Origin of the sequence: Massilia eburnea, from assembly GCF_050709955.1 — a bacterium.
GTDB lineage: Bacteria > Pseudomonadota > Gammaproteobacteria > Burkholderiales > Burkholderiaceae_D > Rugamonas > Rugamonas eburnea_A.
Genome location: NZ_JBNZFX010000029.1, coordinates 24,789 through 36,878, shown reverse-complemented (window position 1 = coordinate 36,878; position 12,090 = coordinate 24,789). Strand labels below are relative to the sequence as shown.

Sequence of the window (12,090 nt, the reverse complement as noted above, 5' to 3'; positions counted from 1 at the left end):
GCGGTTAAGGTTGCAGCCGGCGCGGGGAGCGCCCAAAGCCCGCTATGATAGCAGAGAAGCTGCCTCTTAAAGCAGCGAATCGCGGACCACGCCGCGCGCCGCCATCGCACGTTTCAGCTTGACCAGCGCCTCTTGCTGGATCTGTCGCACCCGTTCGCGCGTCACGCCCATTTCCTCGGCCAGCGTCTCAAGCGTGGCAGGATCGTCGTTGTCCAGACCGAAGCGGCGCATGATGACGATGCGCTGCTTGTCCGGCAGCTTGGTCAGCCAGTCGCGCACCAGCACCGTCATCTCGTGATGCTCGGCCCGCGCATCGGGCGCATCCTCGGAGTCGCCCGGCAGCATGTCCATCAGCGAGGACTGGGGGTCGTTGTCCAGCGGCGCATCGAGCGAGGTGGCATGCTCGGACAGGGCCAGGATATCCTGCACTTCCTCCACCGGCCGCCCCACCAGGTCGGCGATATCCTCCGCCGTGGCATCCTTGCCATTGTGGTGCTGCGCCTCCAGGTGGTATTTCCCGCGCAGGATCTGGTTCAGTTCACGCACCATGTGCACCGGCAGGCGCACCGTGCGCGCCTGGTTCATGATGGCGCGTTCGATGCTCTGGCGGATCCACCAGGTGGCGTAAGTGGAGAAGCGGAAGCCGCGCTCCGGCTCGAACTTGTCGATGGCGCGCATCAGGCCGATATTGCCCTCCTCGATCATATCGAGCAGGACCACGCCGCGGTTGATGTAATGCTTGGCGATCGAGACCACAAGGCGCAGGTTATGCTCGATCATGGTCTGGCGGGCGGAAAAATCGCCCTGCTTGGCCAGTGTCGCGAAATGCACCTCCTGCGGCGCCGTCAGCAAGGGACGGGTGCCGATCTGGTTCAGGTAGTGCTGCGTAGTGTCGGTCGAGAGTTCCGCCGCCAGCACTTTTTTCAGCTCGTCAACGGTCTCGATGACAGCGCTGCTACCCTCAACCGCAACCTCGCCGTCCGACTCCATGGAATCGATGGCTACTTCATCGACCGGCTCGTCCGGGAATTCCTCAGGAATCGAGTCGTCTTCCAGTTGGTCATTCGGCGAGCGTGTCATGGGTGCTTATCTAGCGATTAGGCAGGAATTTCGATGGATCCACCGGCTTGCCCTGCTGCCTTATTTCAAAGTGCAGCTTGACCGTGTCGGTATCGGAGTCCCCCATTTCAGCAATTGCCTGGCCCCTGCGCACTTCCTGCCCCTCCTTGACCAGGATCGAGCGATTATGGGCATAAGCCGACAACAGGCTGTTACTGTGCTTCACAATGACGAGATTACCATATCCGCGGATGCCGCTACCGGCATACATCACTTTTCCGCGTTCGGCAGCCAACACTTGTTGCCCGGCGCGGCCGGCGATGTCGATACCCTTGTTCTTGCCCTCGTCGAACTGGGCCACCACGCGGCCGTCGGACGGCCAGGTCCAGGACAGGTCGCGGTCTTCGGCGCTGACCACCGCTGCCGGCGGCACGGCCGGTAGCGCTGCCGGCGCCACGCTGGCAACCATGGCCGGCTTGTCGCCACGCTCATCGGATTTCTGCAGATCCGCCACGGCGGAATCGGAATAGGCACGCTTTTCACCCTTCGGCGCCGACTTGCGCGGCGGCGGCGGGGTTTTCTCGATCTGCGGCGGGGTCGGCACGGCTGCCAGCTGCACCCCTTCCGGCTGCGTCAGGCGCAGCACCTGGTCGACCTTGATGTCGTCCGGGTTGGCCAGGTTGTTCCAGGCCGCCAGGTCGCGGTAATTCAGGCCGCGGTCAAAGGCGATGCGAATCAGGGTGTCGCCCTTGTGGACGGTGTAGTAGCCTTCCTTGTCTTTCGGCTCCTCCGGCGTGGGCTTGGCCGGCGGGGCAACCAGCGGAATCGAGCGATCCTCGACCGGGGCCGGCTGCTTCACGGTTTCACATGCGGTCAGCACGACCAGCGAGGCGGCCATCAGGAAAAGGGAATATTTCTTCGTCATTCTATTAATCTGTGTGTTAAACGGTGCCAGGGCGCAGCGGCACAAAATGGCAGTCTTCCAGCGTCTGGCGCACCCATTCATTCTTGCTGACACGGGTCACCAGTTCGAGATGCTGGGTGCGAGCCCCGACCGGGGCGACCAGGCGGCCGCCGATATTCAGTTGATCCAGCAAGGCCTGCGGCACTTCCAGGCCAGCGGCGGCAAGGATGATGCCATCGAAAGGCGCCGCCTGCGGCAAGCCTAGCATACCATCTCCGTAGTGCAAACGCAGGTTCGGCACCCGCATCGGGCGCAAGTTGGACTTGGCCAGTTCGTGAAGCGGCTTGATGCGCTCGATCGAATACACCTCTTTCGCCACGCAGGCCAGCACCGCCGCCTGGTAGCCGCAGCCGGTGCCGATTTCCAGCACGCGGTGCAAATCCTGGCCGGCGCGCATCACCTCGATCATGCGCGCCACGATATAAGGCTGGGAAATGGTCTGGTGGTGGCCGATCGGCAGCGAGGCGTCGATATAGGCTTGCGGCGCCAGGCCTTCGTCCATGAACATATGGCGCGGCACGGTGTCGAGCGCCCCCAGCACCACCGGGTCGCTGACGCCCTGTTTGGCTACCCGCTGCACCATGGCGCGCCGCACGCCGTCCGACACCAGGGCGTTCTGGCGCGGCGCAGCCGCGGGGCCAAGCTGCACCTGGGCGCGCTCCTGGGCATAGGAATGGGCGCGCGAAGGCGATGCCACCGGCTGCGGCGGGCGCCAGCCGCTGGGACTGGCCGCGGCGCTGCGGGCGGCATTCTGGGTTGCGGTTTGTGGCGTTGCCACGGTGTTGTAGACCGGCTTTTTCGCCGGGCTCTTGTCGGTAACGGATGACAGGGGCAGCGGGAAAGTGCGGGTCTTTTCGCTCATGCGATGGCCTTTGCCAGGGAATCGAGTTGTTGACGATGTGTCAGGTCGATCTGCAAAGGCGTCAGCGACACGCGGCCATTGGCGACGGCATGGAAGTCGGTGCCCTCGCCGGCATCCTTGCAAGCGCCCGGCGGGCCAATCCAGTAGATTTCGCGCCCGCGCGGATCGAGCGCCTTGACCACGGGTTCGGCCTGGTGGCGGCGGCCCAGGCGGGTCGGGGTCAGCGCGCCCAGTTGCTCATACGGCAGGTTCGGGATATTCACGTTCAGCAGGTAAGGCCGCTCCAGCAGCTCCAGGTAGCGCTGCACCAGGTCGCGCGCCACGCGCGCGGCGGCATCGACATTGGCCCAGCCGTAGGAACCCTGCGAGAAGGCCATGGCTGGCACGCCAAACAGGTAGCCTTCGGTGGCGGCGGCCACGGTGCCCGAGTACAGGGTGTCGTCGCCCATATTGGGGCCGTTGTTAATGCCCGACACCACCAGGTCCGGCACATGGTCCAGCAGCCCGGTCAGCGCCACGTGGACGCAATCGGTCGGCGTTCCATTGACAAAATAGAAACCATTGGCCGCCTGGTGCACCGACAAGGGGCGGTCCAGCGTGAGGGAATTGGAGGCGCCGGAGCGGTTGCTGTCTGGCGCCACAACCACGATATCGGCGATTGGCTGCAGGGCTTCCGCCAGCGCATTGATGCCAGGCGCCAGGTAGCCGTCGTCGTTACTGATAAGGATTCTCATACAGGGAATTTTACCTGAAGCAACGACTGGCGCAGCGGGCCGGCGGACACAAATTTACATGGCGGCGGGCACCGGCCAGTATCCGGCGCGCGCCTGCTCCAGCGGCAGGGCATGGTGATGGTTCAGGGTGGCTGGCCCAGCAGACGGCCGCCGTTGCCAGGGACAGAGTCCGGCGCCAAACCATTGCATGAACCCGCAATACGCTTGCTGCAAGGCCAAAGCAGGCAGCGGCTCGCCGCTTGCCAGGCTGGCGCAATGCGGCAGTTGCACCGCATCGAAATAGTCTTCCAGCGACAGCCATGGCAAGCCGTAGGCCTGGCCCAGCATGGCTTCGAATAGCGGCTGGTAGCCGCCCGCCACGCCCTCGCCGCGCCGCCAGAACGTGCATTGCCCAGCGTCCGACGTATCGATGCGCGACGGCAGCGGATACACCAGCAACTGGCGCTGCTCGTCTTCATGGCAGCTGCGGTAAGCGGTGGCCCGCGCCACCAGGTCCTGCAAGCCATCCAGGTTCTGCCGGTTCGGCGCAAACACCAGCACCAGCCGCGTCGGCAGCAGCGTGGTGCAGATCGCAGAGCAATCGGCGCGCCCGCTGCGCGCATCGACCAGCACGTGGCCGAAATGGCGCGCCAGGCGCGCGGCAAAGGTGCGGAACAGCGCGGGGCAGGCGTCGAACAAGCTTTGCCAGTCCAGCATTGCCGCGCGTTCCGCATGGCTGCCGTCGCACCGCCCAGCGCGCAGCAGCCAGAGTGGCCGGTCATCGCATGCCCTGACCAGGTATTGCTCCCAGCGCACCGCGTCAAGCACCGCTTCGGCCAGCGCCTGGTCGCAGGCGTAGCGGCCGGCGCGTTCCTGGAGCTGCTCGCGGCACTCTTCGAACAGCTCCAGTACGCCCGGTGCCTGCGCTGCGCCGGGAAAGTAGTAATGCAGGCCCGGCGCCTCCAGGTCCAAGTCGACCAGCAGCACCGGCGCTGTGCGGCGGCAGGCCAGCATGTGCCCAAGATTGGCCAGCGCCATGGTGCGGCCTACGCCGCCCTTATAGGAATAGAAAGTGGTGACTTCGCCGGATGCGGGCAGCTCTGGCAGGTGCAGGCGTAGGTGTTCCATGGCGCTCTTTCGGTGGTTTTTCTAGCGTGGGAAGTGCGGCGCTGCCGGCGGACGCCATTCCGGCGGCACCGGCGGCAGCACGAAATGCCTGCAATCGTGGTCGGGCGGAATGCTCGCCTTCAGGCAGTGGTAGTGCATCGTGATGCGGTCCACGATGCGCCGGATATCGGGCAGGAAATCGGGATTGGTCTTCAAGTCCCCGGTTGCCAGCGAATAGCGCGAAAAATCGACATACATGCCAGGTTCGCTGATCTGGCGCGGCAGGTTCAGCGGATGGCGGGTCATGATGACGGGGATGATCAGGTGGCTGGGAAGCTCGTACCAGCCGCTGCGCTCGGCCTCGATCATCTGCATGGCGGCGAATTCGCGCCTGGTGTAGGGGTGGGCCTCGTACTTGGGCGTATAGATCACGATCATGGTGGCGCTCTGGCACATGGCCAGGGCCAGGCGGCGGTCGATATCGTCGCCGCCACCCAGTTGCTCGCTATCGACAAAGAGTTCGGTCTCATTGTCGAAATGGGGCTCTAGATAGCACTTCAGGGCATCGACCAGGTCGTCCTTGAAATGGCTCATATATGCGTGCTGGCCATGCGCGTAACTGAAAAAGCAGCCGTACCGGATACTCATGGCAATCGCCTCCCCTGCCAGCTCAATGTAGCCCCATCCTGCGCGCCGAACTTTGTGCCGGCGCAAAGTGATCTCGGGCATAATCGTACGATCGTTCCAATCGCGCTATTCGACCACCATGGAGACCAAATGAAGGCTATCGTTTGCAAGGAATGGGGCTTGCCCGACACGCTGGTGCTGGAAGATGTGCCCGACCCGCAGCCTGGCCCGGGCCAGGTAGTGCTGCAGGTGAAGGCGGCAGCCGTGAACTTCCCCGATGTGCTGATCATCCAGGGCAAGTACCAGTACAAGCCGGCCCTGCCCTTCACGCCCGGCAACGAAGTCTCGGGCGTGGTGCTGTCGGTGGGCCAAGGCGTGCAGGGCTTCAAGGCGGGCGACAAGGTAATCGCCTTCTCCGCGCACGGCGGCTTCGCCGAACAGCTGCTGGTGCCCGCGGCTGCGCTGATGCCGATGCCACCGGGGATGGATTTCGATACCGCCGCCGCGATTACCCTGACGTACGGGACCTCGCACCACGCGGTGGTCGACCGCGCCCAGCTCAAAGCCGGCGAGACCATGCTGGTGCTGGGCGCCGCCGGCGGCGTTGGACTGGCCGCCATCGAGATCGGCAAGGCGCTCGGCGCGCGCGTGATTGCCGCCGCCTCCAGTGAAGAAAAGCTGGCCGTCTGCAAGGAGCACGGCGCCGACGTCCTGATCAACTACGGCAGCGCCGACCTGCGCGAGGCAATCAAGGCTGCCACCGACGGCAAGGGCCCGGACGTGATCTACGACCCGGTTGGCGGCGAATACGCCGAGCCGGCCTTCCGCTCGATCGGCTGGCGCGGGCGCTACCTGGTGGTGGGTTTTGCCAACGGCGAAATTCCGAAGCTGCCGCTGAACCTCACGCTGCTCAAAGGCGCTTCGCTGATGGGCGTGTTCTGGGGCGAATTCGTCAAACGCGAACCGAAGGCCAACCTGGCCGGCATGATGCAGCTACTGGGCTGGCTGGCCGAAGGCAAGATCCGCCCTCACATTTCGGCGCGCTACGCGCTGCCCGACACGCCCCGTGCGCTGGAAGCCATGGCCGCACGCAAGGTCACCGGCAAGGTGATCGTCAAGCCTTGAGCCATCGCACCAAGCGGGCGGCAAGGTAAAAAACCGCACCGTTCGCAGCAAGCATTGCCGCCAGGTGCAGGCCCAGCGCGGCCAGGACCTGCAACAGCGGCCCCGTGGCGCCGGCGCCGCAGACCGTCATCAAGGCCGGCATCAGCACGAAGCCGGCGCCGTGCGCAGTCGATGTGATGAAAGTCCACAGCGCCATTCCCGCCTGCCCCGCCAGCGCGTGCCCCTTGCCAAGGCGCCAGGCCAGCGCGGCAGCCAGCAACACTCCCGCCCCCCATTGCAGCGCCGAGCGGTCCAGTGGCAGCCTGAAGGCCAGCGCTGCGGCCACCACCGCCATCGACGCCATGTGGCCACAGGCGATCGCCGTCACGGCCCGCCAGGGCCGGAAGCTTGGCATGGCATCCCCGCATCAGGCGTGCGACGAGCTGCAGCACGACGCGGCCGGCTGCGCGTAGCGGTCGTGGTGCCTGACCCAAGCCATGGTGTAGGGCAAGCCCTCTTCGTGCCGCCCCAGTGGCGTGATATCGAGGAAGCGATAGGTGTGCATCATCACTTCCACGCCGCGGCCAAAGGTCGAATAGGTGTGGTAGACCACGCCCGCCTCATCCTTGTAGAACACGCTGACGCCAGGCGCGTCTTCGTGCGGAAAGCCTTGCCCGGTGTAGTTGTAATAGACCTCGCCGCCGGCCATTTCTTCCGGCGCGAAGCTGACGTGGAAATCGTAATTGAAATCGCTTTCGCCCGACGACACCCACCTGAACTGCCAGCCCATCTCCTTGCGCATGCGCTCCAGGCTGGCCAGCGGTGCACGCGACACCACCACCAGGCTTACATCGCGCTGGGCCAGGTGCGACAACGCGCCGTCCGTATGGTCGGCCATGTAGGAACAGTGCGCGCAGCCGCGCTCCTGGCCGGGCGCGAACATGAAGTGCTGCAGCACCAGCTGGCTGCGTCCTTCAAACAGGTCGGACAGCGAGCGTTTCCCCTGCGGTGTGTCGAACACATACTGCTTGTCCACGCGCACCCACGGCAAGGCACGCCGGTCGCTGGCCAACTGGTCCTGCTGGCGCATCAATTCTTTCTCGCGCACCAGCAATTGCTTGCGCTGCGCTACCCATTGCTCTTGATTGACGATGGTATTCATGGTCATTCTCCCTGCGGGCGACGCACCGCACGCACTTTGCCGCTGTTTTCGCCGCCGGCATAGAACAAGCCGGCGCCATCGGATTCCAGGCCGCTGACGAATACGCCGGGCGGCATTTCCAGCAGCTCCAGCACGGCGCCGCTGTGCGGGTCGACGTGGCGGATATCGCTCTGGTCACCCTCCCAGGTGCCGTGCCACAGCTCACCGTCCACCCACGTTACGCCGGTGACGAAGCGGTTCGATTCGACGGTACGCAATACTGCCCCCGTCTCGGGATTGATCTGGTGGATCTTGCGCTCGCGGTACTGCCCTACCCAGAGGCTGCCTTCCGCCCAGGCCAGGCCCGAGTCGCCGCCCTTGCCGGGCGCGGGGATCGACGACACCACCGTACCGCTGGCCGGATCGATCTTGTTGATCCGCTCAGCGGCGATCTGGTACAGGAACTTGCCGTCGAACGCCGTGCCGGCATCGGCGGCAAGTTCCAGCGTGCGTTCCGCTTTACCGTTTTTCGGATCGAAGCCGACCAGGCGGGCGCCGGTAGCAGCCCACACCAGATGGCCGTCGTAAGTAACGCCGCCGACTTTGGTAACGCCGTCGAACGGGCCGTATTCGCGCAGGATTTCCGCCTTGCGCACCTTGTTTGAATTTCGGGTCATTGCCATGCTCCTTATGAGGCGCGCCTTGATCGGCGCCGCAAGTGAACTTTATTCCAACGGCAGTGCAGCAGGGAGTAACAAGATTGTCGTGAATCCGGCCAGCGGCGGCGCCAGCCAGCGCCGCGTGCGCGCGTTGCCGATCGCGCGCACCTGCCCGGCCGCCTCCAGCTCAGCCAGCGCGCGCTGGACAGTGCGCTGGCTGGCATCGAGCGCCAGCGCCAGCGCGGAAGTCGACCAGGCGGCGCCATCGGACAACAGCGCCAACAGCGACGCCTGCTCGCCGTCGATGGGCGGCTCCAGCACCGCCACCGCGCGGCCAGCCAAAGGCCGGATCGTAAAGCCGAGCGGCGTAGCCTCAATGCTGGCAAGGCCTTTGAACAGCGCGCGCAGGCGGCCGATCTCGACCCGCAGGCGCGCGCGGTGGGTCTCGTCGGGACGGCGGGTATTGAAAGCTTGTTCGATCAGCAGCTCGCGCCCGGCGTCGCCCGGCCAAGCCTCAACCAGCGCGCGGGCCAGCGCGAACAACACCGGCCTGCGCGCCAATGGGCGCCAAATGGCGCCGCTGCCCAAGCCGCGCCGACAGGCATCCAGCACCAGCGTGTCGGATGCCAGCAGCGCAGCCACTTCATCGAGCGACATTTCGCCGCCGCCGTGGCGCCGCGCAACCGGGCGCTGTAGCGCGGCGTTGGCTTCCATCACCTCGGCCAATAGCTCCGGCACGCCCGAACGCGCGGCTGCCGCACGTGCATGCGCGAGCGCCGCCCGTGCCGCCGCCGGGCGCAGCGAACGCGTTGCCAATTCGGCTGTGGCCAACTGCGCCACCGCCGCCAATGCCGGCGTCAGGGCGCGCATATCGAGGCGCGACAGTTCTGCAGCGGCAGCTTCCAGTCGGCCCAACAACAGTGATTTCCGGGCGGCGATCAGGCGCGCCTGCAGCGCATTGCCGTAGTCGCCGTGGGTTTCCAGCACCGCCAGCGCAGTCGCCAGCACGCGCGGCGGGCCGGCGAAATCGCGCATGGCCAGCGCCACTTCGGCCTCGGCGACCACGCAGCGGGCCCGCGCCAGTTCTTCGTGCGAACCGAAGCCACGGGCGGCACGGCGCAGCAGTTCGCGCGCCTTGGGGAAGTCGCCCAAGCGCGCCATGGCAATGCCGCGCAGGGCCAGCGCAGGTGGATCGCCGCGCAGGGCAACATGCTTCAGGGCGCCCAGCACATCACCGCTGGCAAGGGAGCGGGCCGACGCGGTGATCAGCGAGTCCATCGCGGCTCAGCCGGCCTTGAGTACGCGCGACACCGCGGCGCGCAACAGGATCCGCGAGTAGAGTTGATGGAAGCCGAGCAGCGCGCGAAACGCGCCGCCTTGCCGCGAGCGCACCACGGCCGAACCAAAGTACAGGCGCGTACCCTGCCCGGCCGGCGATGCCATCAGCCAGGAGCGCGTGCTACCGGCGAAATCGCACATCAGCAATTGGCCGGGCGCGCGTCCTTCCACCGACCACGCCGCAAACTGTTCGCGCTGGCCGCTCGCCAGCTCGCGCGCTTCCGCATCGCGCGAAGGGCGCGCAACGAATAGCGCCAGCAACAGGCGCTCCAGCTTGAATACCCCAGTGGTATAGAACGCCTCGACAAAAGCCGCGTGCGCCACCTGGCGCGGCACGTCGATGGCGAAGCAATCGGTGTATGCGCCCTGCTCACGGTAACGCTGCAACAAGGCATCTTGCGGCAGGTCGGCGATCATAGATAGGTCCAGGTATCGGCGCCATCAAACTTGCGCCGCTCCAGCGGGGCCACCGCTTGCGGCGCGAAGTTGGCCATGTTGACGCCCATGCGGCCATCGCCATTGGGCTGCAGCGACTTCCAGTGCGTGACGCAGCCGCAAGAGCGGCAGCGCACCGTGCGCAGCGATTTGTCGCCCCAGACGTAATCCTCGGTACCTGCCGGATCGCCCTCGATGCGCACGGCGTCATCAGGGTAGAGGGCCCACAGCGCCCGCGTGCGGCGGCAGATTGAGCAGTTGCAGTCGATCAGGTAGGCCGGCGCAGCCGCCACCTCGATCGTGATGGCGCCGCAGTGGCAGGAACCGTTAAGGATGGTCATTTGACAAGCATAACACCTCGCTCATCGATCTGCAGGCGCTCGGGATCGGTCCCCAAAACCAGCTTCAGGTTCTCGCGTGCGCTGTTGCGCAGGTTGGCCGCCACCTGCTCCGGTTGTGCCTTTTGCTGCTGCGACTTGTACGCCAGCGCCATGAAGGCGCCCACCATCGCACTTTTTTCGTACAGGTTGCGGATCGTTCCTGCGCTTTGTTTCTCGGCCAGCCGGCGCGTGCCACCGCCCTGGCGCAGTTGCTCGGCCACTGCAGCGAACTCTTCGTCCGGCACATCGCGATTGGCAAATACCATGTAATTGCCGACGATGAAAGCCGCCATTGCACCATCCAGGTCGTCGCGCTGCCAGCCCATTTTGGCGGCGATCTGCTGGTAGATATCCATGCTATGCTGAAAAGCCTGGGTCATCGCGGCCTGGCTCGATGCTGGAAATACCCTGGCCAGTTCCTGCGCATTGCGCTGCACCGCCGGCGGCGCATCCAGGCGCGCAGGCTTGCTGCGCGAACGGGCGCCGGTATTCATCGCATTGTTGTTCATCACCGCCATATTGGCGAAGTTGATCATCGGCGCCGTCGTCATCGAATAATCCAGCCCCAGGCCTACATAACCTTGTGCCCGGGCCGCCGATGCCGCAAGCAACGCGGCGCACAGCGCGGCCTGCCGCAGGCGCCTCATGCGCTCATCACCTGGCTAGGCAGCAGGTCGGACATATTCTCCGCCACGCTGCGCGCATTGAAGCAGCGGAAGCGGAATTCGCCGCCCTCCTCCAGTTCGACCACCACGATGCCGGTCAGGATGCCGAACTCACGCCGCACCGAACGCACTTCGCGCAAGAGGATATGCACCGGCTGCAAATCGTCATGCACCGCCTTGTTCATGAGGTTCGGAACCCAGTCCAGCGCGTCGGCCGATACGGTGACGATACCGCCCACCCACAATCCACCAATGGCGGCGCCGATCGCTTCCACACTGCGCCCAGCTGCCCCGCCGAGGCGGCGATTGACGACTGCATCCGTGATGAATGCATTGCACAACTTCTTGATAAAGATCGTCATTGGAACCTCATGCCGTTTTTGTCGATGAGAAGCTTGGCCGGATCGCCCTTCAGCACCAGTTGCAGGTTTTCGCGCGCGGCGTTGCGCATGTTTTCATAGACGGCCGGAGGCTGCGGTTGCTGCTGGTGCGATTTGTGGGCCAGGGCCATGAAGGCGCCGATCATGGCGCTTTGTTCGAAGACATCGCGCACCTTGTCCGCCTCGTTGCGGTCATTGATGTTCTGGAGCTTGTTCTGGGCGCGGATTTGCCTGGCGACGGCGTTGAAATCCTCGTCCGGGACTTCGGTATTTTTCAAGACCATGTAGTTACCAACCAGGAACGCCGCCAGGCCGCCTGCCATGTCGCGCGGCGTCCAGCCCATTTTTTTCTCAACCTGGAGGTACACGTCCATGCTTTGCAAATAGACCCTTTCCATCTCCACGCGCTTTTCAGCCGGGAAGTGCTGGGCAAGCTTATGCGCGTTGGCCTGCACGGCCGGCCTGGATTTCGGCAGGATCGGTGCAGCCTTCTTCGCATTGGCTGGCGAAGGAACCGGAATGCGCAGGTCCGGCTGCGGCCAGACCACAACGTTATCGTAGCTCATGCCAAAGCCGCAGCACTGGCTGTGCGCGGCGGGCGCCAGCGCAATTGCGAGCAGGCCCAAGATCAACTTGCACTTCATCGTGTCACCTCG

At 64.9% G+C, this 12,090-nt stretch carries 16 protein-coding genes; 1 reads left to right on the top strand and 15 read right to left on the bottom strand.

Annotation, left to right across the window (positions count from 1 at the left end):
• Positions 1 to 66: 66 nt before the first annotated feature.
• From rpoS to ACQ4MM_RS15020, 6 genes are read right to left on the bottom strand one after another with little or no spacing between them, the layout of a single operon-like run.
• The gene (rpoS, locus tag ACQ4MM_RS15045; protein ID WP_055931568.1) at positions 67 to 1,080 is read right to left on the bottom strand and encodes an RNA polymerase sigma factor RpoS; all 1,014 of its coding nucleotides are present in this window, start codon (positions 1,078 to 1,080) and stop codon (positions 67 to 69) included.
• Positions 1,081 to 1,090: 10 nt separating this feature from the next.
• Positions 1,091 to 1,984 (bottom strand): peptidoglycan DD-metalloendopeptidase family protein, encoded by an 894-nt coding sequence (locus ACQ4MM_RS15040; protein WP_431478107.1) that lies wholly within the window; start codon positions 1,982 to 1,984, stop codon positions 1,091 to 1,093.
• Positions 1,985 to 2,000: 16 nt separating this feature from the next.
• Positions 2,001 to 2,885: a protein-L-isoaspartate(D-aspartate) O-methyltransferase gene (locus tag ACQ4MM_RS15035; RefSeq protein WP_431478106.1), complete on the bottom strand. Its 885-nt coding sequence runs from the start codon at positions 2,883 to 2,885 to the stop codon at positions 2,001 to 2,003.
• A complete protein-coding gene (gene surE, locus ACQ4MM_RS15030) occupies positions 2,882 to 3,619 on the bottom strand; it encodes a 5'/3'-nucleotidase SurE (RefSeq protein WP_055931561.1) in 738 nt (245 codons plus the stop codon). Before surE ends, ACQ4MM_RS15035 begins: the two co-directional genes overlap by 4 nt.
• A gap of 54 nt (positions 3,620 to 3,673) precedes the next feature.
• Complete coding sequence (locus tag ACQ4MM_RS15025) at positions 3,674 to 4,726, bottom strand: KGGVGR-motif variant AAA ATPase (protein WP_431478105.1); 1,053 nt, start codon at positions 4,724 to 4,726, stop codon at positions 3,674 to 3,676.
• Positions 4,727 to 4,747: 21 nt separating this feature from the next.
• Positions 4,748 to 5,353 carry a toll/interleukin-1 receptor domain-containing protein gene (locus tag ACQ4MM_RS15020; RefSeq protein ID WP_431478104.1) on the bottom strand — a complete coding sequence of 202 codons (606 nt, stop codon included), beginning with the start codon at positions 5,351 to 5,353 and terminating at the stop codon, positions 4,748 to 4,750.
• 129 nt (positions 5,354 to 5,482) lie between these two features.
• On the opposite strand from ACQ4MM_RS15020, the gene ACQ4MM_RS15015 reads away from it, so the two are divergent.
• On the top strand, positions 5,483 to 6,457 hold the full coding sequence (locus ACQ4MM_RS15015; RefSeq protein ID WP_431478103.1) for an NADPH:quinone oxidoreductase family protein: 975 nt from the start codon (positions 5,483 to 5,485) through the stop codon (positions 6,455 to 6,457).
• Here ACQ4MM_RS15015 and ACQ4MM_RS15010 read toward each other — a convergent pair.
• From ACQ4MM_RS15010 to ACQ4MM_RS14970, 9 genes are read right to left on the bottom strand one after another with little or no spacing between them, the layout of a single operon-like run.
• Positions 6,447 to 6,851, bottom strand: a complete 405-nt coding sequence (locus ACQ4MM_RS15010; protein WP_431478102.1) for a hypothetical protein — start codon at positions 6,849 to 6,851, stop codon at positions 6,447 to 6,449. The two genes, ACQ4MM_RS15015 and ACQ4MM_RS15010, sit on opposite strands and share 11 nt — an antisense overlap.
• Before the next feature lie 12 nt (positions 6,852 to 6,863).
• Positions 6,864 to 7,598, bottom strand: coding sequence for a DUF899 domain-containing protein (locus tag ACQ4MM_RS15005; RefSeq protein ID WP_431478101.1), 735 nt, complete (start codon positions 7,596 to 7,598; stop codon positions 6,864 to 6,866).
• A 2-nt stretch (positions 7,599 to 7,600) separates the two neighbouring features.
• Positions 7,601 to 8,254 (bottom strand): Vgb family protein, encoded by a 654-nt coding sequence (locus tag ACQ4MM_RS15000; protein ID WP_431478100.1) that lies wholly within the window; start codon positions 8,252 to 8,254, stop codon positions 7,601 to 7,603.
• A 48-nt stretch (positions 8,255 to 8,302) separates the two neighbouring features.
• Positions 8,303 to 9,514: a helix-turn-helix domain-containing protein gene (locus ACQ4MM_RS14995; protein ID WP_431478099.1), complete on the bottom strand. Its 1,212-nt coding sequence runs from the start codon at positions 9,512 to 9,514 to the stop codon at positions 8,303 to 8,305.
• A 6-nt stretch (positions 9,515 to 9,520) separates the two neighbouring features.
• Positions 9,521 to 9,991 (bottom strand): hypothetical protein, encoded by a 471-nt coding sequence (locus tag ACQ4MM_RS14990; RefSeq protein WP_431478098.1) that lies wholly within the window; start codon positions 9,989 to 9,991, stop codon positions 9,521 to 9,523.
• Complete coding sequence (locus ACQ4MM_RS14985) at positions 9,988 to 10,350, bottom strand: GFA family protein (RefSeq protein WP_431478097.1); 363 nt, start codon at positions 10,348 to 10,350, stop codon at positions 9,988 to 9,990. The genes ACQ4MM_RS14990 and ACQ4MM_RS14985 overlap by 4 nt, the downstream gene beginning before the upstream one ends.
• On the bottom strand, positions 10,347 to 11,036 hold the full coding sequence (locus tag ACQ4MM_RS14980) for a DUF6683 family protein (protein ID WP_431478096.1): 690 nt from the start codon (positions 11,034 to 11,036) through the stop codon (positions 10,347 to 10,349). Before ACQ4MM_RS14980 ends, ACQ4MM_RS14985 begins: the two co-directional genes overlap by 4 nt.
• A complete protein-coding gene (locus tag ACQ4MM_RS14975; protein ID WP_431478095.1) occupies positions 11,033 to 11,416 on the bottom strand; it encodes a hypothetical protein in 384 nt (127 codons plus the stop codon). The genes ACQ4MM_RS14980 and ACQ4MM_RS14975 overlap by 4 nt, the downstream gene beginning before the upstream one ends.
• Positions 11,413 to 12,078: a DUF6683 family protein gene (locus ACQ4MM_RS14970; protein ID WP_431478094.1), complete on the bottom strand. Its 666-nt coding sequence runs from the start codon at positions 12,076 to 12,078 to the stop codon at positions 11,413 to 11,415. Before ACQ4MM_RS14970 ends, ACQ4MM_RS14975 begins: the two co-directional genes overlap by 4 nt.
• Positions 12,079 to 12,090 lie beyond the last annotated feature (12 nt).

Coding starts and splice junctions, on each gene's coding strand:
- ACQ4MM_RS15015 (WP_431478103.1), top strand. CDS start 5,483: ATGAAGGCTATCGTTTGCAAGGAATGGGGCTTGCCCGACACGCTGGTG.
- ACQ4MM_RS15040 (WP_431478107.1), bottom strand. CDS start 1,984: ATGACGAAGAAATATTCCCTTTTCCTGATGGCCGCCTCGCTGGTCGTG.
- surE (WP_055931561.1), bottom strand. CDS start 3,619: ATGAGAATCCTTATCAGTAACGACGACGGCTACCTGGCGCCTGGCATC.
- ACQ4MM_RS15000 (WP_431478100.1), bottom strand. CDS start 8,254: ATGACCCGAAATTCAAACAAGGTGCGCAAGGCGGAAATCCTGCGCGAA.
- ACQ4MM_RS15010 (WP_431478102.1), bottom strand. CDS start 6,851: ATGCCAAGCTTCCGGCCCTGGCGGGCCGTGACGGCGATCGCCTGTGGC.
- rpoS (WP_055931568.1), bottom strand. CDS start 1,080: ATGACACGCTCGCCGAATGACCAACTGGAAGACGACTCGATTCCTGAG.
- ACQ4MM_RS14985 (WP_431478097.1), bottom strand. CDS start 10,350: ATGACCATCCTTAACGGTTCCTGCCACTGCGGCGCCATCACGATCGAG.
- ACQ4MM_RS14995 (WP_431478099.1), bottom strand. CDS start 9,514: ATGGACTCGCTGATCACCGCGTCGGCCCGCTCCCTTGCCAGCGGTGAT.
- ACQ4MM_RS14990 (WP_431478098.1), bottom strand. CDS start 9,991: ATGATCGCCGACCTGCCGCAAGATGCCTTGTTGCAGCGTTACCGTGAG.
- ACQ4MM_RS15025 (WP_431478105.1), bottom strand. CDS start 4,726: ATGGAACACCTACGCCTGCACCTGCCAGAGCTGCCCGCATCCGGCGAA.
- ACQ4MM_RS14975 (WP_431478095.1), bottom strand. CDS start 11,416: ATGACGATCTTTATCAAGAAGTTGTGCAATGCATTCATCACGGATGCA.
- ACQ4MM_RS14970 (WP_431478094.1), bottom strand. CDS start 12,078: ATGAAGTGCAAGTTGATCTTGGGCCTGCTCGCAATTGCGCTGGCGCCC.
- ACQ4MM_RS15020 (WP_431478104.1), bottom strand. CDS start 5,353: ATGAGTATCCGGTACGGCTGCTTTTTCAGTTACGCGCATGGCCAGCAC.
- ACQ4MM_RS15035 (WP_431478106.1), bottom strand. CDS start 2,885: ATGAGCGAAAAGACCCGCACTTTCCCGCTGCCCCTGTCATCCGTTACC.
- ACQ4MM_RS14980 (WP_431478096.1), bottom strand. CDS start 11,036: ATGAGGCGCCTGCGGCAGGCCGCGCTGTGCGCCGCGTTGCTTGCGGCA.
- ACQ4MM_RS15005 (WP_431478101.1), bottom strand. CDS start 7,598: ATGAATACCATCGTCAATCAAGAGCAATGGGTAGCGCAGCGCAAGCAA.